Annotated in this window: 21 protein-coding genes; 7 read left to right on the top strand and 14 right to left on the bottom strand. The window is 68.0% G+C overall.

Annotated features, from left to right (window positions below; translation table 11 throughout):
* Positions 1-13 precede the first annotated feature (13 nt).
* The 3 genes from dapF to BPODLACK_RS05060 are packed head-to-tail and all read right to left on the bottom strand — an operon-like array spanning position 14 to position 2619.
* Positions 14-916, bottom strand: a complete 903-nt coding sequence (gene dapF, locus BPODLACK_RS05070; RefSeq protein WP_159404837.1) for a diaminopimelate epimerase — start codon at positions 914-916, stop codon at positions 14-16.
* Between the two features lie 39 nt (positions 917-955).
* Positions 956-1873, bottom strand: a complete 918-nt coding sequence (gene miaA, locus BPODLACK_RS05065) for a tRNA (adenosine(37)-N6)-dimethylallyltransferase MiaA (protein WP_159404836.1) — start codon at positions 1871-1873, stop codon at positions 956-958.
* A complete protein-coding gene (locus tag BPODLACK_RS05060; RefSeq protein WP_159404835.1) occupies positions 1870-2619 on the bottom strand; it encodes a hypothetical protein in 750 nt (249 codons plus the stop codon). Before BPODLACK_RS05060 ends, miaA begins: the two co-directional genes overlap by 4 nt.
* A 214-nt stretch (positions 2620-2833) precedes the next feature.
* On the opposite strand from BPODLACK_RS05060, the gene BPODLACK_RS05055 reads away from it, so the two are divergent.
* Positions 2834-4198 (top strand): DUF349 domain-containing protein, encoded by a 1365-nt coding sequence (locus BPODLACK_RS05055; protein WP_024498488.1) that lies wholly within the window; start codon positions 2834-2836, stop codon positions 4196-4198.
* A 193-nt stretch (positions 4199-4391) separates the two neighbouring features.
* On the opposite strand, the gene BPODLACK_RS05050 is transcribed toward BPODLACK_RS05055, so the two are convergent.
* Together BPODLACK_RS05050 and miaB are read right to left on the bottom strand one after the other, a co-directional pair.
* Positions 4392-4982: an Rv2732c family membrane protein gene (locus BPODLACK_RS05050; protein WP_096273859.1), complete on the bottom strand. Its 591-nt coding sequence runs from the start codon at positions 4980-4982 to the stop codon at positions 4392-4394.
* A 36-nt stretch (positions 4983-5018) separates the two neighbouring features.
* Positions 5019-6566 carry a tRNA (N6-isopentenyl adenosine(37)-C2)-methylthiotransferase MiaB gene (gene miaB, locus BPODLACK_RS05045; protein WP_159404867.1) on the bottom strand — a complete coding sequence of 516 codons (1548 nt, stop codon included), beginning with the start codon at positions 6564-6566 and terminating at the stop codon, positions 5019-5021.
* A 143-nt stretch (positions 6567-6709) separates the two neighbouring features.
* Between miaB and gluA the strand changes: the two genes are divergently transcribed.
* From gluA to BPODLACK_RS05025, 4 genes are read left to right on the top strand one after another with little or no spacing between them, the layout of a single operon-like run.
* Positions 6710-7438, top strand: coding sequence for a glutamate ABC transporter ATP-binding protein GluA (gene gluA / locus BPODLACK_RS05040; protein WP_024498485.1), 729 nt, complete (start codon positions 6710-6712; stop codon positions 7436-7438).
* Between the two features lie 7 nt (positions 7439-7445).
* A complete protein-coding gene (locus tag BPODLACK_RS05035; protein ID WP_236577606.1) occupies positions 7446-8486 on the top strand; it encodes a glutamate ABC transporter substrate-binding protein in 1041 nt (346 codons plus the stop codon).
* A gap of 12 nt (positions 8487-8498) precedes the next feature.
* Positions 8499-9176, top strand: coding sequence for an amino acid ABC transporter permease (locus BPODLACK_RS05030; protein ID WP_159404833.1), 678 nt, complete (start codon positions 8499-8501; stop codon positions 9174-9176).
* Positions 9173-10054 carry an amino acid ABC transporter permease gene (locus BPODLACK_RS05025; RefSeq protein WP_024498482.1) on the top strand — a complete coding sequence of 294 codons (882 nt, stop codon included), beginning with the start codon at positions 9173-9175 and terminating at the stop codon, positions 10052-10054. Before BPODLACK_RS05030 ends, BPODLACK_RS05025 begins: the two co-directional genes overlap by 4 nt.
* 30 nt (positions 10055-10084) lie before the next feature.
* Here the strand turns inward: BPODLACK_RS05025 and BPODLACK_RS05020 are convergent, their stop codons facing one another.
* From BPODLACK_RS05020 to pgsA, 7 genes are all read right to left on the bottom strand, one after another.
* The gene (locus BPODLACK_RS05020) at positions 10085-10648 is read right to left on the bottom strand and encodes a regulatory protein RecX (protein WP_159404832.1); all 564 of its coding nucleotides are present in this window, start codon (positions 10646-10648) and stop codon (positions 10085-10087) included.
* A 20-nt stretch (positions 10649-10668) separates the two neighbouring features.
* Positions 10669-11712, bottom strand: a complete 1044-nt coding sequence (recA, locus tag BPODLACK_RS05015; protein WP_006436452.1) for a recombinase RecA — start codon at positions 11710-11712, stop codon at positions 10669-10671.
* A 229-nt stretch (positions 11713-11941) separates the two neighbouring features.
* Positions 11942-12136: a DUF3046 domain-containing protein gene (locus BPODLACK_RS05010; protein ID WP_006436451.1), complete on the bottom strand. Its 195-nt coding sequence runs from the start codon at positions 12134-12136 to the stop codon at positions 11942-11944.
* On the bottom strand, positions 12127-13341 hold the full coding sequence (locus BPODLACK_RS05005; protein ID WP_159404831.1) for a glycosyltransferase: 1215 nt from the start codon (positions 13339-13341) through the stop codon (positions 12127-12129). The genes BPODLACK_RS05010 and BPODLACK_RS05005 overlap by 10 nt, the downstream gene beginning before the upstream one ends.
* Before the next feature lie 10 nt (positions 13342-13351).
* On the bottom strand, positions 13352-14173 hold the full coding sequence (pspA, locus tag BPODLACK_RS05000; RefSeq protein WP_006436449.1) for a phage shock protein PspA: 822 nt from the start codon (positions 14171-14173) through the stop codon (positions 13352-13354).
* Between the two features lie 109 nt (positions 14174-14282).
* Complete coding sequence (locus BPODLACK_RS04995; protein WP_006436448.1) at positions 14283-14621, bottom strand: helix-turn-helix domain-containing protein; 339 nt, start codon at positions 14619-14621, stop codon at positions 14283-14285.
* 88 nt (positions 14622-14709) lie between these two features.
* On the bottom strand, positions 14710-15423 hold the full coding sequence (pgsA, locus tag BPODLACK_RS04990; protein ID WP_024498479.1) for a CDP-diacylglycerol--glycerol-3-phosphate 3-phosphatidyltransferase: 714 nt from the start codon (positions 15421-15423) through the stop codon (positions 14710-14712).
* A 161-nt stretch (positions 15424-15584) separates the two neighbouring features.
* On the opposite strand from pgsA, the gene BPODLACK_RS04985 reads away from it, so the two are divergent.
* Entirely contained in the window at positions 15585-16160 is a 576-nt protein-coding gene (locus BPODLACK_RS04985; RefSeq protein WP_024498478.1) for an amino-acid N-acetyltransferase, read from the top strand.
* Positions 16161-16164: 4 nt separating this feature from the next.
* Positions 16165-16443 (top strand): YciI family protein, encoded by a 279-nt coding sequence (locus BPODLACK_RS04980; protein ID WP_024498477.1) that lies wholly within the window; start codon positions 16165-16167, stop codon positions 16441-16443.
* A 9-nt stretch (positions 16444-16452) separates the two neighbouring features.
* Here BPODLACK_RS04980 and BPODLACK_RS04975 read toward each other — a convergent pair whose 3' ends face one another.
* Positions 16453-17436, bottom strand: a complete 984-nt coding sequence (locus BPODLACK_RS04975; RefSeq protein WP_024498476.1) for a TerC family protein — start codon at positions 17434-17436, stop codon at positions 16453-16455.
* A gap of 220 nt (positions 17437-17656) precedes the next feature.
* Positions 17657-20644 (bottom strand): DNA translocase FtsK, encoded by a 2988-nt coding sequence (locus BPODLACK_RS04970; protein ID WP_035760355.1) that lies wholly within the window; start codon positions 20642-20644, stop codon positions 17657-17659.
* Positions 20645-20671: the final 27 nt, after the last annotated feature.

Raw genomic sequence — 20671 nt, 5'->3', positions numbered from 1 at the left:
CGTGATTATCGGCTCAGCGGTCCCAACCGGGTCGCAGGACACCGTCGGCGACCAGCATGGAGGGGCCGCGCAGGGTGGAGCCGTCGGGCCGGATGGTCACGGTGACCTCGCCGCCCGGGATGCCGATGCGCAGTTCACCGGTGTCCCGACCGCGTGCATCGAGAGCGGCTCGCGTGGCCGCGACCAGGCCCGTTCCGCAACTGCGCGTCTCGCCGACGCCGCGTTCGAAGACCCGCATCCGTGCATACAGCCGCCCGTCGACGTCCTCGACCGGCGGGGTCAGCAGCTCGACATTGGCTCCGTTCGGGAAGTCGCCCGGTTCGATGACCACTCCGGCGGTGAAGTCGACGGCCGCGAGGTCGTCGGCGGTGAGATCGGCGACCACGCACGCCAGGTGCGGGTTGCCGACGTCGACCTTGGCGCCCGGGTAGACGTCGTCGCCGATCCGCACCACCGAGGTGCCGTCGAGGCGCGCGACGCCCATCTCCACGGTGACCTCGGCGTGCACGTCGTCGAAGTGGTGGATGATCACCGGCCGCGCACCGGCGCGCGATCCCACGGTGAAGGCGTCGGTGGCGGTGAGTCCGGTGGCGCGGACGAAGTGGGCGAAGACCCGGACCCCGTTGCCGCACATCTCGGCGATCGAGCCGTCCCCGTTGCGGTAATCCATGAACCAGTCGTCGGCCGCGACCCCGTCGGGAAGGGCGGCGAGGACGCCGCGTTCGACGAGCGCACCCGTGCGCGCCACGCGCAGCAGACCGTCGGCCCCGATGCCCCGCTGACGATCGCACAGCGCCGCGACCATCTCGGTGTCGAGGGTCAGTTCGGCGGCCGGGTCGGCGAGCACGACGAAATCGTTCTGGGTGCCGTGCCCCTTCACGAAGCGCAGACCGGTCTGGTGGGAACTCACGGGCACCAGACTACTTGTCCCGCAGAGCGTCAGCTGCCGGTGATCTCACACGGCGGCGGCCGCGAGAGCACGGTCGGCGAGATCGGGGGCGGCGGCGTCGAGCCAGACGGCGCGGTGATCGCGCCGGAACCACGACCGCTGCCTGCGCACGTACCGGCGGGTGCCGATGAAGGTGAGTTCCTCGGCCTGCGCCATGTCGTACTCACCGTCGAGTGCCGCGAGGACCTGTTTGTACCCGATCGCCTGCGACGCCGTGCGCCCTTCCCGCAGTCCGGCGGCGCACAGGGCCTCGACCTCGTCGGTCAGACCGGTCTCGAACATCAGCCGGGTACGCCGCGCGATCCGGTCGTCGAGTTCCGCGGTCTCCCGGTCGAGCGCGAGAATCGTGGTACCCCAACGGGGTTCACCGATCGTCGGCTGCGATGCCGCAAAAGGCTGCCCGGTCAGTTCGACCACCTCGAGAGCACGGACGATGCGCCGACCGTCGGTGTCGAGAATGGTGGCGGCCGCCGCCGGATCGACCGAGGCGAGCAACCGGTGCATCTCGGCGACACCGCGCTCGGCGAGCATCTCCTCGTAGCGGCCGCGAACCTCGGGATCGGTCGCCGGGAACTGCCAGTTGTCGAGCAGTCCCTGGATGTACATCATCGATCCGCCGACGATCACCGGTATGCGCCCCGCGTGGAGAAGACGCTCCACGTCGGCGGAGGCAGCCTGCTGATACCGGGCGACGGTGGCCACCTCGGTCACGTCGAGGACGTCGATCTGGTGATGCACGATGCCGCGGCGGTCGGCGACGGGCACCTTGGCGGTCCCGATGTCCATGCCGCGGTACTGCTGCATGGCGTCGATGTTGATGATCTCCCCGTCCAGCCGCTCGGCCAGGTCGAGGGCGAGGTCGGATTTCCCGCACGCCGTCGGACCGACGACCATGATCGGCCGCGGCGCCGAGTGATCGCTCATGCCGGATCACCGGTGACGGTCCACGTCGCGACGACGTAGCCGACACCGAACGGCGCGTCGGCGTAGCCCGTCTTCGCGACGAGGGTGGAGCCGGAGTTCTCGACTGCGGCCGCGACGACCTGCCACGCCACCCGGCCGCCGACTCCCTCGGTGTCACAGGGTCCGGCTTCGAGTGCGGCCAGCGTTGCCGTGTCGGCGCCGCCGATCGCGGCGACGATCGCGTCGTTGAGGGCGACCGCGGAGTCCCGTCGACCACCGCCCGGCGCCTTGGGCGTCAGCGCGGTCGAGCCGTCGCCGACCACCAGGAGTCCGACCCGCTCGGGCGAATCGCCCAGCAGCGCGGCGAGATCCGCACCGATCGCGGCGCACTCACGAGGCGTCGTCTCCCGGCCGACGATGAACGCGGTCGTCGGGCCCAGCGACGCCGACTCGCGCAGCCAGGCACCGATCAGCCCCGACAGGCTCATCCGGGGGCCGGTCTCGGCGTCCGGCCCGACACCGCTCAGGCTCACCCGGAGATCGACCCCGAACCGGGCGAAACTGCCCGATTCCGCCTCGTCGACCGGCCCGGTCATCGGCTCGTCGGTCGCACCGACCACGACCCACCTGTCGATCCCGGTCGCCGCGGCGTCGGCGAGGGCATCACCGACCGCCGATCGCACGGGTTCGGTGTCGAACGCCGACGGACCGGTCAACTCGGGTACCAGCAACGGGGCACTCGGTACGAAGACGACGGCCGCAAGCACACCACGACGCTAGTCGAACCGGGCGCGGCCGCCGACGGCCGAACCCCGACACGGATGTCGGCAAGTCGGCACGCACGCCACATGCACGCGCCTGAACTGCTTGAATGGATCCGTACTGTCGGCTGTCGCCGCGGCGTTACGATGCCCGGCGAGAACCGACCCAGCGACCGGCAGCCGTGACGCGCGGCACCAATGAGCGGCAGGACTTGTGCACATGACCCACCCGACCGATCCCTCCGCGGCCACCCAGGCACCCCAGACGGGCGCGCCGGGGCCGAAGCCCGGACCCAAACCCGGCCCGCGCCCCAAGCCGGGCCCGCGGCCGGGAGCCCACGAACCTGTCGTTCCGCACATCAGCGCCGGCGACCCGCACCGCTACGGCCGGATCGACTCCTCGGGTGTGGTCTGGCTCAAGACCGCCGACGGTGAACGTGAGATCGGCCAGTGGCAGGCCGGCACGATCGAAGAGGGTCTCGCCCACTTCGCGCGCCGTTTCGACGATCTCGCCACCGAGGTCGAGATCCTCGAGGAACGCCTCAGCGCACGGTCAGGTGATCCGCGCAAGGCGCAGGCGGCGGCCAAGCACCTGCTCGACGATCTGCCCAACGCTCATGTCATCGGCGACGTCGCCGCGCTGCAGCGGCGGCTGGAGGCGATCGTGGGCAGCGCCGACGAGGTCGCCGAGTCGCTGCGCGCCGAGCGCGAGAAGACCCGCGCCGCCGCCATCGCCCGCAAGGAGACCCTCGCCACCGAGGCCGAACAGATCGGCGCCGAGGCCACCAACTGGAAGAGCGCCGGCGACCGGCTCCGCGAGATCCTCGACGAGTGGAAGGCGATCAAGGGCATCGATCGCAAGACCGACGACGTCCTGTGGAAGCGCTACGCGAAGGCACGCGATGCCTTCAATCGCCGCCGCGGTGCGCACTTCGCCGAACTCGACCGCGAACGAGCGGGCGCCAAGGAACGAAAAGAGGCGCTGATCGCCCGCGCCGAGGAACTGTCCTCGTCGACCGAATGGGGACCCACCTCGGCGAAGTTCCGCGAACTCCTGGGTGAGTGGAAGGCCGCCGGCCGCGCCCCCCGCGACACCGACGAAGCCCTGTGGCAGCGATTCAAGGCCGCCCAGGACGTCTTCTTCAACGCCCGCAACGCCGCGACCTCCGAACGCGACGCCGAGTTCACCGCCAATGCGACCGCCAAGATCGCGCTGCTCGACGCCGCCGAGCGCGCCATCAACCCGTCCGCCGACCTGGACGGCGCACGCCGTGAGTTCCGGGCGTTCCGAGACAAGTGGGATGAGATCGGCAAGGTGCCGCGCGATCAGATGCACTCGCTGGAGGCACGCGCGCGTGCTCTCGAGAAGCGCATCCGCGACGCCGAGGACGCGCAATGGCAGCGCACCGACCCCGAGGCCCAGGCACGTGCCGCACAGTTCGCGGATCGCGCCGCACAGTTCGAGGAGCAGGCCCGCAAGGCAGCCGAACGCGGCAAGGACCGCGATGCGGCGTCACTGCGGGAACAGGCCGCACAGTGGCGCGAGTGGGCCGTGGCCGCCCAGAGCGCCGTGACCGACCGCTGACCCTTCGAGACGGCCCTCCGCAGGCTCCGGGCCTCCTCAGGGAGCGGAGCTTACGGCCCTCCGCAGGCTCCGGGCCTCCTCAGGGAGCGGAGCTTACGGCCTCGCAGGCTCCGGGCCTCCTCAGGGAACGGAGCTTACGGCCCTCCGCAGGCTCCGGGCCTCCTCAGGGAACGGAGCTTGCGGAGTCGATCGTTCAGGACTGGTCGTCGGGGTCCTTGCGGTAGAGCGCGGAGGCGTAGGCCTCCTGCTCGGCGGCCTGCCTGCGACGCTCGGCCTCCATCGCCAGGTGGTAGGACGAACGCGCCCACACCACGCGCGACCAGTGGAAGGTGAGGACGAAGACCGCGATCCAGCCGAGGATCAGACCGACGCCCACACCCGACGGGGGTTCGACGCCACCGACGCCGGGGGTGTTGCGCGACCACCACGCGAGCATGCCCGCCACGCAGGCGATCGCACAGCCGCACAACGCGATCCACGCCAGAACCCATCGGCGGGTCAGCAGCGCGAGCATCGACATCGCGATGCCGAAGATCGCCACCAGGTAGACGAAGATCTTCGACACGATGGTGACCCGTTCGGCCGCTGCCTCGGGTGTCAAGGACAGCACCTCGAGACCGGTCACGGAGCCCGTGTGCGGCAGGACCAGCGACACCATGGCGAGCAACACGGCGACGGCCACGACGACCGCGCGGGCTCCGGGGTCGATCTCACCGGCCACACGACGCTCCGCCTTGCGGAGATCGCTCTCATACTCCTTGAACGGGTCCTCGGACATCGTCATCGCCTCACTTTGTTTCTATCTCGAGTTCGTGCACGCTCAGCCACCGCACGCGCTGCCGCATCCGGCGTCGGCGGGTGCGGGGGTGGGTCCGGGGGGACCAACAGTCGGCAGACCGAGGCCCACCCCCACGGGCGCCGTGGTCGGCGTGCGGCTCTGCTCGTAGGCGTCGCCGGCGCGCGTGCGGCGGTGCGAGAGCACCCCGGCGTCGGCGATCAGGTGGTGCGGCGCGGCCGCGGTCACGACGGTGTGGACCACGTCGCCGGGACGGATACCGGACGCGACGTCGCCGGGAGCGAAGTGCACCAGACGTCCGTCACGCGCGCGACCGGTCATGCGCCGGGTCTTGGCGGACTTGCGTCCCTCGTCGGCGACGACGAGCAGCTCCACCTCGGTGCCGGTCAGGGATTCGTTCTCGGACAGGCAGATCCGCTCCTGCAGGGCGATGAGGCGCTGGTAGCGCTCGCCGACGACCTCGGCCGGCACCTGGTCGGGCATCGTCGCGGCCGGCGTCCCGGGACGCGGCGAGTACTGGAAGGTGAAAGCGCTGGAGAACCGCGCACGTTCGACGACGTCGAGGGTCGCCTGGAAGTCCTCCTCGGTCTCCCCCGGGAACCCGACGATGATGTCGGTGGTGATCGCCGCATGCGGCATCGCCTCACGGACCTTGTCGAGGATGCCGAGGAATCTGGTCTGGCGGTAGCTGCGTCGCATGGCGCGCAGGATGCGGTCGGAGCCGGATTGCAGCGGCATGTGCAGCTGCGGGCACACGTTGGGGGTCTGCGCCATCGCCTCGATCACGTCGTCGGTGAACTCGGCCGGATGCGGCGAGGTGAAGCGGACCCGCTCGAGCCCCTCGATGGTCCCGCAGGCCCGCAGCAACTCGGCGAAGGCGCCGCGGTTGCGGGGCTGGTCGGGATCGGCGAAGGACATGCCGTAGGCGTTGACGTTCTGACCGAGCAGGGTCACCTCGACGACGCCCTGGTCGACGAGCGCCTGGACCTCGGCCAGTACGTCACCGGGTCGTCGGTCGACCTCCTTGCCGCGCAGCGACGGCACGATGCAGAAGGTGCACGTGTTGTTGCAGCCCACCGACACCGACACCCATCCGGAGTAGGCCGAGTCGCGCTTCGCGGGCAGCGTCGAGGGGAATCGTTCGAGGGAGTCGAGGATCTCGACCTGCGCTTCCGCGTTGTGACGGGCACGGTCGAGCAGCGCCGGCAGCGAGCCGATGTTGTGGGTGCCGAACACGACGTCGACCCACGGCGCCTTGGCGACGACGGTGTCCTTGTCCTTCTGCGCGAGGCATCCACCGACGGCGATCTGCATGCCCGGACGGCTGGACTTCACCGGCGCGAGATGCGACAGGTTGCCGTAGAGCTTGTTGTCGGCGTTCTCGCGGATCGCGCAGGTGTTGAAGACGACCAGATCGGCGTCGTCGTCCTCGGCCGCACGGACGTATCCCGCGTCCTCGAGAAGACCGGAGATGCGTTCGGAGTCGTGGACGTTCATCTGGCAGCCATAGGTACGGACCTGATAGCTGCGGGGTGACTGGGCTGATGCAGCCTCGTCAGGCCGATCCGACAACTCGATACTCACTCCTACCAGGGTACGGGGCCCACGCAAATCGCCGATTCGGCGTCACCTGCGCGACTCGATGGCACGTATTTGGTTAGGGTTCACGAATGACCGTTTCGCCGAGCAAGTCCGCGGGCCCAGGGTCCCAGCCGATGATCGCGATGCGCGGGGTGCAGAAGCACTTCGGTTCGCTGCACGTACTCAAGGACATCGACCTCGAGGTTCCCGCCGGACAGGTGGTGGTGGTCCTCGGTCCATCCGGGTCGGGCAAGTCGACGCTGTGCCGGACCATCAACCGGCTCGAGCCGATCGATGAGGGCGAGATCCGGGTCGAGGGTCAGGTCCTGCCGGCCGAGGGCAAGGACCTCGCGCGACTGCGCGCCGATGTCGGCATGGTGTTCCAGTCCTTCAACCTGTTCTCGCACAAGACGATTCTCGAGAATGTGACCCTCGCACCGACGAAGGTGCGCAAGAAGTCCAAGGCCGACGCGGACAAGCGCGCACTCGAACTGCTCGAGCGGGTCGGCATCGCGAGCCAGAAGGACAAGTACCCGGCCCAGCTGTCCGGGGGCCAGCAGCAGCGCGTCGCCATCGCCCGCTCCCTCGCGATGGACCCGAAGATCATGCTGTTCGACGAGCCGACGTCGGCGCTCGACCCGGAGATGGTCAACGAGGTGCTCGACGTGATGGTCTCCCTGGCCAAGGAGGGCATGACGATGCTGGTCGTCACCCATGAGATGGGCTTTGCCCGCAAGGCCGCCGACCGGGTGATCTTCATGGCCGACGGCGCGATCATCGAGGACTCCGAACCCGACACCTTCTTCACCGCCCCCAAGACCGACCGAGCGCGCGACTTCCTCGGCAAGATCCTGGGGCACTGAGATGCGGATGAGCCACACCACACCACACACACATCAACACTTGTCCCGATGGCGTCGTGCCGGCCTGCTTCTCGCGGTCGGGGCACTGCTGACCGGACTGCTGTCGGCCTGCGGGAGCACCGAGCCCCGCAGCCTGCTGAACTCGATCCGCGACGGTTCGGTGGTCCTGGGCGTCAAGTTCGACCAGCCGGGACTCGGGCTCTACGAGCCGAACGGCAACGTCACCGGCTTCGACGCGTCGGTCGCCACGTATGTGGTCAATTCCATAGCCGACGACCTCGGCGTGGACCACCCGGAGATCACCTGGCGGGAAACGCCGTCGGCCCGTCGCGAGGCGATGATCGACAACGGCGAGGTCGACCTCATCGCCGCCACCTATTCGATCAACGCGAGCCGCTCCAAGAAGGTGTCGTTCGGCGGCCCCTACCTACAGACCTATCAGGGTCTGATGGTGCGCGCCGACGACAACTCGATCGACGAACTCACCGACCTGGACAAGGGCAAGAAGCTCTGTTCGGTCACCGGCTCGACATCGGCGCAGAACGTGAAGGCCCAGCTGCCGACGGTCCAGCTGCAGGAGTACGACTCCTACTCGGCGTGTGTCGAGGCGCTGCGCCGAGACAAGGTCGACGCCCTGACGACCGACGAGGCGATCCTCGCCGGTTACGCCAACTTCTGGAAGGACGAGTTCAAGCTCGTCGAGATGACCTACCTCAAGGACGCGTGCGTGAAGGACGCCTTGAAAACGGCCGGCAGTCCGTTCTCGACCGAGCGCTACGGCGTCGGTGTCGCTCTCGGCGACAAAGCCGCCGTGGATGCGATCAACAAGGCCCTCGACGCCATGCTGACCCCGGCCGGGAGCTCTGATGCCGGCCTCGGGGAGTCACCATGGAACGCCGACCTGCGCGAAGCTCTCGGCAACGAGTACGTGGACGAGATCATCGCCCGCGCGGATCGTCCCGGGTCGAAGTTCCCCTACAAACCCGACCCCGGTGACCTCGAATTCCTCGATTCACCATCCAAGCCGTGCCCGCCCGGACTCGAGTGAGAGGAACCATCGATGAATGACGCCTCTCTGTGGGAGAGCATGGGTCCTCAGCTGTGGCCCGCCTTCTGGGTGACCATCCAGCTGACCTTCTACTCGGCGATCGGCTCGCTGGTGTGGGGCACGGCCCTCGCCGCGATGCGGGTCTCCCCCGTCCCGGTGATGCGCGGTTTCGCCGGGGTCTACGTGAACGTGGTCCGCAACACCCCGCTGACGCTCGTCGTGCTGTTCTGCGCAATCGGTCTCTACCAGAATCTGGGCCTGACCTTCGCGCCGACGATCAAGTCCAACAACTTCTGGCTCGCGGTGCTCGCGTTCGTCCTCTACACGTCGACCTTCGTCTGCGAGACGCTCCGGTCCGGCTTCAACACCGTGCCCCTGGGACAGGCTGAGGCGGCCCGGTCGCTGGGTCTGTCGTTCACCCAGGTGTTCGGGGTCATCGTGTTGCCGCAGGCGATCCGATCGGTCATCGGCCCGCTGGGCAGCGTCCTGATCGCGCTCACCAAGAACACCACGGTCGCCTCGGTCATCGGTGTCGCCGAGGCCGCGGCTCTCATGAAGACCGAGATCGAGACCTTCTCCGACCAGCTGTTCGTGATCTTCGGCGTCATCGCCGTGGGCTTCATGATCATCACCCTCACCGAGGGGGCCGTCTTCGGCTACCTCGCCAAGCGACTGGCGGTGAAACGATGAGCGCCGAATCGACTGTCCTGTACGACGCACCCGGACCACGCGCACGAGCCCGGAATCGCCTGACGGCGATCCTGTTCATCGCGGTCCTCGCGGCGATCGCGATCTACGTGATCTCCGTACTCGCCGCCAACGAACAGTTCACCGGCGAGAAGTGGAGCCCGTTCGTCACCTGGTCCACCTGGACCGGCTACATCCTGCCCGGCCTGTGGCGCACTCTGGCGGCGGCCGCCGTCTCGATCGTGTTCTCGCTGATCCTCGGCGCCGTCCTCGGCATCGGCCGGCTGTCGGATCATCGCTGGGTACGGGCCGTCTCGGGCGTGTTCGTCGAGGTCTTCCGTGCGATCCCGGTCCTGATCCTGATGGTGTTCACCTGGTTCCTGTTCGCCATCTACGGCATATTCCCGTCGTCGATGCTGGCGTTCGCCGCGGTGGTCACCGGGCTGACGCTCTACAACGGGTCGGTGATGGCCGAGATCCTGCGCTCCGGCATCAACTCGCTGCCGAAGGGCCAGACCGAGGCATCCATGTCGCTCGGTCTGCGCAAGAGCCAGATGATGCGCATCGTGCTGCTCCCCCAGGCGATCACCGCGATGATGCCGGCGCTGATCTCGCAGATGGTGGTGGCACTCAAGGACAGTGCGCTCGGCTACATCATCGGCTACTCGGAGGTCGTGCGCAGCGGCCTGCTGTCGGCCTCCCGCTACGGCAACTACATCCCGGCGCTGATCGTGGTGGCGATCATCATGATCGTCATCAACTTCGGGCTCTCGAACCTCGCGACCTACGTCGAGCGACGTGTGCGTCAGGGTCGGCGGTCGGCCGCCGAGCCGGCCGACCCGGAGAAGACCGAACTGGCCGCGTCGGAGAACCTGCTCTGAAGCGTGCCGTCGGAGTGACGGGGAGAGGCCTCAGGCGTCCTCCAGTGCGCCGAGCGCCTCCCCCACCACGTCGAAGGCCAGCGACTGCGAATAGCCGCGCCGGACAAGGAAACCGACCAGACGACGCAGGGTCTTCTCTCGTTCGGCACGATCGGCGACAACGCGTTCGACGACCGACGGCGTCAGCTTCCGTGCGACGAGTCCGGCCGCGATCTCGCGTTCGTCGTCGGGATCGATCTCGGCGAGGGTCTCGGCGATGATCGACTCGGAGATTCCCTTGGTCCGGAGCTCATGACGCAGCGCCACGCGTCCCTTTCCGGAGTTCAGGTGGCGGGAGCGTACCCACTCGGCGGCGAAGTCGGTGTCGTCGAGCAACTGGTGCTTGTCGAGTCGCGCCATCACCTCGTCGACGGTGTCCGTGTCGAACCCCTTGCGGGTCAACCGCTCCCGCATCTCGTGCCGTGAACGCGCACGGACCCCGAGCAGTCGCAGTGCAGAGTCCCATGCGCTGGGGCCTCGCCGGTCGGGGTTGTCATCCCGACGCGTGCGCGTCCGTTCGGGGTCCGTCGGTTCGGGGCTTGATGCCTCGTTCATATCGGATCAGGCGGAGCCGATCAGAATTCGACCGGTGCCGGGGCGATGTCGTCGGCGTCGACGGTCGCGCCGATGCCGAGCTTCTCCTTGATCTTCTTCTCGATCTCGTCGCGGATGTCGACGTTCTCGAGCAGGAATTTGCGGGCATTCTCCTTGCCCTGGCCGAGCTGATCGCCCTCGTAGGTGAACCACGAGCCCGACTTACGGATGAAGCCCTCGGCCACACCCATGTCGATCAGTGAGCCCTCCTTGCTGATGCCCTGCCCGTAGAGGATGTCGAACTCGGCCTGCTTGAACGGCGGCGCGACCTTGTTCTTGACGACCTTCACGCGGGTACGGTTACCCACCGCATCGGTGCCGTCCTTCAGGGTCTCGATACGGCGGACATCCAGGCGCACCGACGAGTAGAACTTGAGAGCCTTACCGCCCGTCGTGGTCTCGGGGGAACCGAACATCACGCCGATCTTCTCGCGCAACTGGTTGATGAAGATCGCGGTGGTCTTCGACTGGTTCAGCGCGGAGGTCATCTTGCGCAACGCCTGGCTCATCAGGCGGGCCTGCAGACCGACGTGGCTGTCGCCCATCTCACCCTCGATCTCGGCCTTGGGCACGAGCGCGGCGACCGAGTCGATGACCAGGATGTCGAGCGCGCCGGAGCGGATCAGCATGTCGGCGATCTCGAGCGCCTGCTCACCGGTGTCGGGCTGCGACACGAGCAGGGCGTCGGTGTCGACGCCGAGCTTGGCGGCGTAATCGGGGTCCAGCGCATGCTCGGCGTCGATGAACGCGGCGATACCGCCCAGGGCCTGGGCGTTGGCGACGGCGTGCAGCGCGACCGTGGTCTTACCCGAGGATTCCGGACCGTAGATCTCGACGACGCGGCCACGGGGCAGACCGCCGATACCGAGGGCGACGTCGAGTGCGATCGAACCGGTCGGGATGATCTCGATCGGCTGGCGGGTCTCCTCGCCCAGGCGCATCACCGAGCCCTTGCCGAAGTTCTTGTCGATCTGGGCGAGGGCCAGATCGAGGGCCTTCTCACGGTCTTGAGGCGCAGGTGCCATGGGAGTTCTCCTCGGTTGTGAGCCGGATTTCCGGCGGGTGGTCGGTGCGGTCCGGGCGTTCATGTCTGAAAGGTATCGCGTGGGTCCGACAAGTCTCGGCGGCCCTCCCCGGGCCCGACACTGCTTCCCGATCCCCATATCTCAGACGCGGCGGCGGTCCGTACGGTTCCGTCTGATCACCAGGATGAACGAACAGGTGTTCGATGGCAAGTGTGACACGCGAGGTATGTCACCAACGCCGTCGCGGTACGTCGAAGTCGCGGCAGATGGCGACCCAGACGTCGCGCGGGTCGACCCCGTCGTCGATCGCCTGCGCCCCGGTGCGTCCACCGAATTCGGTGAGCACGTGGTCGACGAGGATCGAATCCGCCCTGGACACACCGAATTCGGTGGTCATCAGTTCGTTGAACTCGGTCAGGCGCACGGCCCCACCCTACGGAAGGAGGCACGGTCCAGGACGGCGTGGGCCACCGCCACGGGGTCCACTGTGTCGGCACCGCTCGCCCCGATCCGCCGTGCGCTCCGGGCGTACTCCGGGTCGTCGAGAACGGTGCGGACGGCATCGGCGGCGGCCTCGACCGTCAGCGGGCGGACCAATCGGCCGGCACCCGCGCGACGGAGACGGTTCGCCAGCTCCCACTGGTCGCCGCCGCCGGGTACTGCGACGACCGGTACCCCGGCGCTCATCGCCTTGGCCAGGATCCCGTGACCGGAGCCGCAGATCAGTACCTGCGCGTCGGCCACCACCTCGTCCTGCCGTCCCAGCCCTGCGGCGATCGGGGCCGAGGAGTCGCCGAAGCGGGCGAGATCCGCGGTGGACGGACGATGCAGCCCGGAGACCACCACCCGGACACGACGGCCCAGAACCCGCTCGGACAGCGCCTCGAGGACCACACCGACCATGTCGGGGGCGCCGGTCTGCGCCGTCGACGGGGCGAGCACCACCAGCGGTGCATCGCCGTCGGGACGGTCGAAGAGGTCGTCGGTGGGTTCCCACAGGAGCGGACCGATGAGATGGGTGTCGGCCGGCCAGTCGGGCCGCGGCACCTCGAGACCCGGCAGCGTCGCCACGAATCGCGCGCACGGACCACCGTGGAGCGCCGGGAGACCGATCGACAGCCGTGCCGCAGCACGCTGCCGTTCACCTTTGCGAATGGAGGTCGCGGTCGCGGCACGCATCAGCGTGTCCCGAACGCGACCGCGGATGCCGGTTCCCGGGGCGAGCCCCGAACCGATCGGCGGCAGGCCGCGAGACGGCATGTACAGCGGGTGCGGCGACAGCTCGATCCACGGAAGGCCCCGGAGCTGCGCGGCCCATCCCCCACAGACCGTGATGACGTCGGAGACGACGAGATCGGCACCGGACTCCGCCAGCAGGGGCGCGAGCAGATCGGCCATGCGCGCCGCGCGGCCGCTGAGTTTGTCCCCGGCGTCGGCGTCGTCGTCGACGTCCGTGGCCGCGAGACCCGGGAGCTCGGCGATGTCGATGCCACGACGACGCGCGGCGGCCGACCAGTTCAGTCCGGTGTGGACAGTGGCCCGATGCCCGGCCGCGGTGAACCGCTCGGCGAGGGCGAACGCCGGAAAGGCATGTCCCGCATCGGAACCCGCGACAAGTGCAACATGCACGTGCCGCGGATCAGTTCTGCGCGGGCGGCTCGGTGGTCGGCGGGGTGGCCTGCGTCGCCGGCTGACCCTTCTGCAACGGCGGAGCGGTGGCACCCGCGGACGGCAGGGCGTCGCCGCGCATACTGGCGCGGATCTGCTCCAGGCGCGAATGACCGGCCATCTGGATGCCCGCCTGCTCGACCTCCTGCATGCGGCCCTGGACCGAGTTCTTGGCCAGCTCGGCCGAACCGAGGGCGTTGGCGTAGCGGCGCTCGATCTTCTCGCGGACCTGGTCGAGACTCGGGGTGTTGCCGGGCACCGACAACTCGCTCATCTGGTTGAGCGATGCGCTGACCTGCTCCTGCATCTTGGCCTGCTCGAGCTGGCTGAGCAGCTTGGAACGCTCGGCGAGTTTCTGCTGGAGGATCATCGCGTTGCGCTCGACGGCCTTCTTGGCCTGGTCGGCGGCCTGCAGCGACTGGTCGTGCAGGGACTTGAGGTCCTCGACGCTCTGCTCGGCGGTCACGAGCTGCGCCGCGAACGCCTCGGCGGCGTTCGTGTACTCGGTGGCCTTCTGGGTGTCGCCGGCGGCAGCGGCCTGGTCGGCCAGCGTCAGTGCCTGGCGGGTATTGGCCTGCAGACGCTCGATGTCCTCGAGCTGCCGGTTGAGCTTCATCTCGAGCTGTCGCTGGTTGCCGATGACCGAGGCGGCCTGCTGCGACAACGCCTGATGCTGACGCTGGGCATCTTCGATCGCCTGCTGGATCTGGACCTTCGGGTCGGCGTGTTCGTCGATCTTCGCGTTGCCGAGTGCCGTCAGGTACCGCCACAACTTCACGAACGGGTTCGCCATGCTCTACGTCACTCCATTCAGGGGTTTGAGAGAACTGTGCAGACCAATTTAGTGGCTGCGGGTTCCCGATAGTGCCGCAGCACTCAAATGGTCATTCGGACGACGTGCATCAGGCGGCCGCGAGCGCCGTCGCGTCCCGGCGTCCGGCGGGTGCGGGAATGACCACCTTGGTCGCGGTGAGACCGGCCTCGGCGACCTCGGGGGTCATGGTCTCGGCCGGACGCATCGCGTTCCCGACGTCGAGGAGGAGGTCGGCGATCTCCACGTCGAGTGCATCGCAGATGGCCGCGAGTAGTTCGCTCGAGGCCTCTTTCTGACCGCGCTCGACCTCGGAGAGGTAGCCCAGGCTCACGCGTGCACCGGTGGACACCTCACGCAGGGTCCGGCCTTGCTGCGTGCGGACCCGACGCAGGCTGTCGCCGAGCGCCTCACGTAAGAGCATCGCCATCGAGTCTCCTCTCCCTGTCCACTCCTCGGCCAACGCCTCACGCAGCCGGATCGTTCCCCGGCCGCGGTTCCACCGACAGTAGTCGAACTCAGCGCCCCGCGCCGGTTCCTCCCACGGCCCGTCGCGTCTGCGGTGCCGGCTCTGGATCGGGGGTGCCGGGGCGGGAACCGCCGGCGGACCTTACCTTGATCGCCTGCCAGGTGTAGTCGAGGCCGGTGTAGATGGTGACGACCACCGCGAGACCCATCACGATGCCGGCGGCGATGTCCCAACCGCCGCCGAGGGGCGCAAGGTACAGGCCGATGGCGACCGCCTGCAGCAGCGTCTTGAGTTTTCCGCCGCGACTGGCGGGGATGACCTTGTGCCGCAGCACCCAGAAGCGCAGCGCGGTGACCCACAGTTCGCGCGCGATGATGACCGCGGTGACCCACCAGGGCAGGATGCCGAGGATCGAGAGTCCGACGAGCGCACCACCGATCAGGGCCTTGTCCGCGATCGGGTCGGCCATCTTGCCGAAGTCGGTGATCAGGCCGCGCTCGCGGGCGATGCGGCCGTCGTACCGATCGGTCAGGGCCGCGACGGCGAAGACGACCGTCGCCACCGTGCGCCACAGCGTGGACTCCCCGGACTCGAGGAACAGCACCGTCAGGAACACCGGAACCAGGAGGATCCGGAAGACGGTCAGGGCATTCGCGATGTTGACGACCGGGACCGGGTCGACGGGATCGGTGATGTGGTCCGGCCCGCGGCCCACATTTGCGATACCTTTTTCGTCGACGGCCCGCCGAATGCGATCGGTCATGAGCACACCCCCGAGCGCGGACAGGTTCCGCGATACACGGGAATTCTCGTACTCACACCCCACAGGGTATCGGTCCACGCCCCGCGGAAGGTCACCCGGGCCGCTACGCGCCCCGACATCACCGTGGGGCGCACGACCTCACAGGACTAAGGTGAGTTCCCATGTCCCCCGTCTCCCCGGAGCCCGCCCAACCCGAGTCCGCGGCGGATCCCGTTGCGCCCGAACCGACTACTCGGGACATCGCCGTCCGGCGCGCGCGTACGTCGGACGTACCGCGCATCAAGGAACTCATCGACAAGTACGCGGGCAGGATCCTCCTGGAGAAGAACCTCGTCACCCTCTACGAGTCGGTCCAGGAGTTCTGGGTCGCCGAAGTCGACGGGCTGGTCGTGGGATGTGGTGCGCTCCACGTACTGTGGGCCGATCTCGGCGAGGTTCGCACGGTCGCGGTCGATCCCGTGTTCTCCGGACGTGGCATCGGGCACAAGATCGTCGGCCGGCTGATGGAGATCGCCCGCGAACTCGAACTGGCCCGCGTCTTCGTGCTGACCTTCGAGACGAGCTTCTTCGCCAAGCACGGCTTCCGCGAGATCGAGGGCACCCCGGTCACGCGCGAGGTGTTCGAGGAGATGTGCCGCTCGTACGACACCGGTGTCGCGGAGTTCCTCGACCTGAGTTACGTCAAACCCAACACCCTGGGGAACACCAGGATGCTGGCCACCATCACCCAGGAGTGAACCGATGCCCTATTTCGCCGTCCAGTACACCTACCGTCCGGCCAAGGCCGCGCTCCGCGACCAGCACCGGCCGCTTCATCGGCAGTGGCTCGGCGAGGAGAACACCGCGGGAAACGTGCTCATCGCGGGACCGTACCCGGACGGGTCGGGCGCGCTGATCATCATCAGCGCGGCCGACCTCGAGGCCGCCGAGGCGTTCCTCGCCAACGACCCGTTCCAGGCGCACGAGGCGGTCGACGCCGTACGGATCGACGAGTGGACCCAGGTCTTCGGACCGTTCTGACCCCTGCCGCTAACTCTTCGACACCGCCGACCTGCTCTTGACCAGGCTTGCGACGGTGGTGATCACCAGGACACCGACGATCACCGACAACGACATCGGCGTCGAGATCTCCGGGACGCTTACATGCTCACCGCCGTTGACGAACGGCAGGGTGTTCTCGTGCAGCGCGTGCAGGACGAGCTTCGCACCGATGAACGCAAGGATGATCGACAGGCCGATCGACAGGTACACCAGCCGGTCGAGCAGCCCGCCGAGCAGGAAGTACAGCTGACGCAGGCCCATCAGCGCGAAGGCGTTGGCGGTGAACACCAGGTACGGCTCCTGGGTCAGGCCGTAGATCGCCGGGATCGAGTCGAGGGCGAAGAGCACGTCGGTGAACCCGATGACGATGAGGACCATCAGCATCGGCGTCGCGAGACGCTTGCCGTTGACGCGGGTGAACAGCTTGTCGCGGTCGTAGGAGTCATGGGTGCGCAGGAACCGCTTGACGAACCGCTCGAGGCGACTCTCCCGCTGTTCCTCGTGCTCCACGGGGTCGTCGCTCTCCCGGACGAGCTTGACGGCGGTGAAGATCAGGAACGCGCCGAACAGGTAGAACACCCAGCTGTAGGCGTTGATCGCGGCGGCGCCGACGGCGATGAAGATGCCGCGCATGCCCAGCGCCATGACGATGCCGAGCAGCAGCACCTTCTGCTGATACTCACGAGGCACCGCGAATTTCGCCATGATGATGACGAACACGAACAGGTTGTCCACCGAGAGCGCCTTCTCGGTCACGTAGCCGGCGAAGTACTCGCCGCCGAACGTCGATCCCCACTTCCACCAGACGAACAGCCCGAACACGATGGCGAGCGCGATGTACACCGCCGACCAGGTGCCCGATTCCTTGAGCGACGGGGCGTGCGGCACGCGCACGTGGGAGAAGAAGTCGAACACGAACAATCCGAGGATCACCGCAACAGTGATCAGCCACACGGATACAGAGACATCCACAGCATTCCTCCAGCAGGCAGCATAAGCTGACGAGCCAGAGGTCTCTCCCGCCGAGATGGCGGCCGACGCTCCGGGCCAGGGTTGCGACGATGATCGGCATCATCGCGGGCCCTGACCGTATTGACGGAGACGCCGCGTCGGGGATACTCCCCTCATGGATCTGCCGTCACTTTAGTACAGGCTGTAGTAGTTCCGCAGAAACCTCAGGTCAGAGAGTTCTTCAGTCTCCCGATCCGTCCGTTTCGTCTCCACCGCCGGTGATCGAGGCGATCACGCCCGCGAGATCGTCGGGCTTGACGAGCACCTCGCGCGCCTTGGAACCCTCGCTGGGTCCGACGACGCCGCGGGTCTCCATGAGGTCCATCAGGCGCCCCGCCTTCGCGAAGCCGACCCGCAGCTTGCGCTGCAGCATCGACGTCGACCCGAACTGGCTGGAGACGACGAGTTCGATCGCCTGCAGCAGGTCGTCGAGGTCGTTGCCGATGTCGCTGTCGATGTCCTTCTTCTCGCCGGCCTTCGCCGCGGTGACACCCTCGGTGTACTCCGGCTCGGCCTGCTCCTTGGTGAAGTCGACGACGGCCGCGATCTCCTCGTCGGAGATGTAGGCGCCCTGCATGCGGATCGGCTTGTTGGCGCCCATCGGCAGGAACAGGCCGTCACCCATGCCGATGAGCTTCTCGGCGCCCGGCTGATCGAGGATGACGCGCGAGTCGGTCAGCGACGACGTGGCGAACGCCAGGCGCGATGGCACGTTGGTCTTGATCAGACCGGTGACGACGTCGACCGACGGACGCTGCGTCGCGAGGACCAGGTGGATGCCGGCGGCGCGCGCCTTCTGCGTGATGCGGACGATCGCCTCTTCCACGTCGCGCGGCGCGGTCATCATCAGGTCCGCGAGTTCGTCGACGATGGCGAGGATGTACGGGTACGGCTTGTACACCCGCTCGCTGCCGAGCGGAGTGGTGATCTCGCCGGAGCGCACCTTCGCGTTGAAGTCGTCGATGTGACGCACCCGCGACGCCTTCATGTCCTGGTAGCGCTGCTCCATCTCCTCCACCAGCCATGCGAGGGCGGCGGCCGCCTTCTTGGGCTGGGTGATGATGGGGGTGATCAGGTGCGGGATGCCCTCGTAAGGCGTGAGTTCCACCATCTTCGGGTCGATGAGGATCATCCGGACCTGCTCCGGGGTGGCGCGGCTCAGGAGTGACACCAGCATGGAGTTGACGAAGCTCGACTTACCGGAGCCGGTCGAACCGGCGACGAGCAGGTGCGGCATCTTCGCCAGGTTCGCGCTGACGAAGTCGCCCTCGATGTCCTTGCCCAGACCGATCACGAGCGGATGCTTGTCCTTGCGGGTCGACGACGCGCTGAGGACGTCGGCCAGGCGGACCATCTCACGATCGGCGTTGGGTACCTCGATACCGACCGCGGACTTGCCCGGGATCGGCGCGAGCAGGCGGACGTTGTCGGTGGCCGCGGCGTAGGCGATGTTGCGCTGGAGCGCGGTGATCTTCTCGACCTTCACGCCCGGTCCCAGCTCGACCTCGTACCGGGTGACCGTCGGTCCGCGCGTGTAGCCGGTGACCGCGGCATCGATCTTGAACTGTTCGAGGACACCGGTCATCCGGTCGATCATCTCGTCGTTGGCGCTGGTCCCGGCCTTCGGCGGGTCGCCTTCGAGCAGCAGATGCGGGGGCGGCAGCAGGTAGTCGCCCTCGGCAGCCGGGGCCGCCGGTGAGAAGGCCTCCTCGTCGTCGAGGTCGGGTTCGGGCTCGGGTGCCGGTTTGGGTGCCGGTTTGGGTGCCGGACGCGCGGCGGGCGTCGTGCGGCGAGCAGCCGGACGGGCCGGGGGGTCGATCACCTCGGTCATCTGCTCGTCGGGGGCGTTGTCCCCGAACGGCTCGGTGAACGCATCGGCGAAGTTCTCGGTGACCGCGTCTTCGATCGGTTCCTCGGCGACCTTGGCCGGCTTGCGCCGCGACCGACTCGAGGGCCGCGACGGGGTCTCGTCGGGCGGGTAGTTGTCGTACGGGTTCGACGAGTACGAGCGACGAGTCGCCCGGGAGCCGTAGGTGTCCGCGTCATCGTCGTCGGCATCGTCCGCTGCGGGATCCCTGAAGTCGGGATCCTCGTAGTTCTCCGCGTCCTCGTCCCAGTCGAGGTCGCCCTCCCACGGCGCGCCGTCGGCACCGGGCACGCCCAGGCCGAGGTATCCGGCGGCGGCGTCGACGACTTCGCGCACGGTCCGACCACTGAGGATCAGCACACCGAAGGCCATGCACAGCAACAGGATCGGGACGGACACCCAGGCGGTGACCCCCGCGGTGAGCGGCGTGCCGATGGCGAAACCGACGAAGCCCGCCGCCGCCGAACGGCCCGGCAGATCCAGCGGTGCACCGGCGATCAGATGCATGATGCCGAGCAGGGGAAGCACGACGAGGGAGCCACCGCCGAGGTAGCGCCCACGGCGTTCGGGTGCGGCCGGACGCCGCATCAGCATGATCGCGACAACGACGAGCGCGACCGGCATCACGACGGCCGCGGACCCGACGATCGCGCGGATCAACGCCTCGATGAACGCACCGACCGGCCCGGCGGCACCGAACCACACACTGGCCGCGACCAGGAGTCCCAACCCGAGCAGGCCGAGCGCGACGCCGTCCCGGCGATGACTATGGCCCTGACCGCGCGGACCCACCACGTCCGCGTCGACATCGTCGTACTCGGCGTCGTCACCGTCGACGGCATCCAGATCGAAATCGTCGTCGTCGAACGGACGCGACTCGGTCCGCGGTCCGCGGCCGACTCCGGAACCCACGCGGGCCGCGCTGCCGACACCACGAGCGAACAGTGACCAGCCGGCTCCGATCCCCTTCCCCACCGCGGAGGCGCCGGCGGCGGCGACCGAACGGCGGTGGAGATCGACCGATTCGGCGGAGGCCGACGTGTTCCGGCGGCGCGGCGTCGCGGTGGCGGACTGCCGTGTGCGGGATTTGCCGCTGCCGGTGGATCGGTTCGACGCGCGCGACGATCCGGCTTTGCCCGCGCCGGAGCGGGTGGAACCGGAGCGTGTCCCGGCCGACTTGCTCGCGCCCGAACGTGCCGCCGAACCCGTCGACCGTCCGGCACTTTTCGCACCCGAGCGAGTGCCGGATGCCCGCGACCCAGACGCGGACGTGCGCGTACCCGTGCTTGCCTTCGAAGCCATACCGACAGACTAGTCGGCAGAGTTCAC

Source organism: Gordonia sp. YY1 (assembly GCF_009872315.1).
Lineage (GTDB): Bacteria > Actinomycetota > Actinomycetes > Mycobacteriales > Mycobacteriaceae > Gordonia > Gordonia amicalis.
This window is presented reverse-complemented; position numbering and strand designations above follow the sequence as displayed.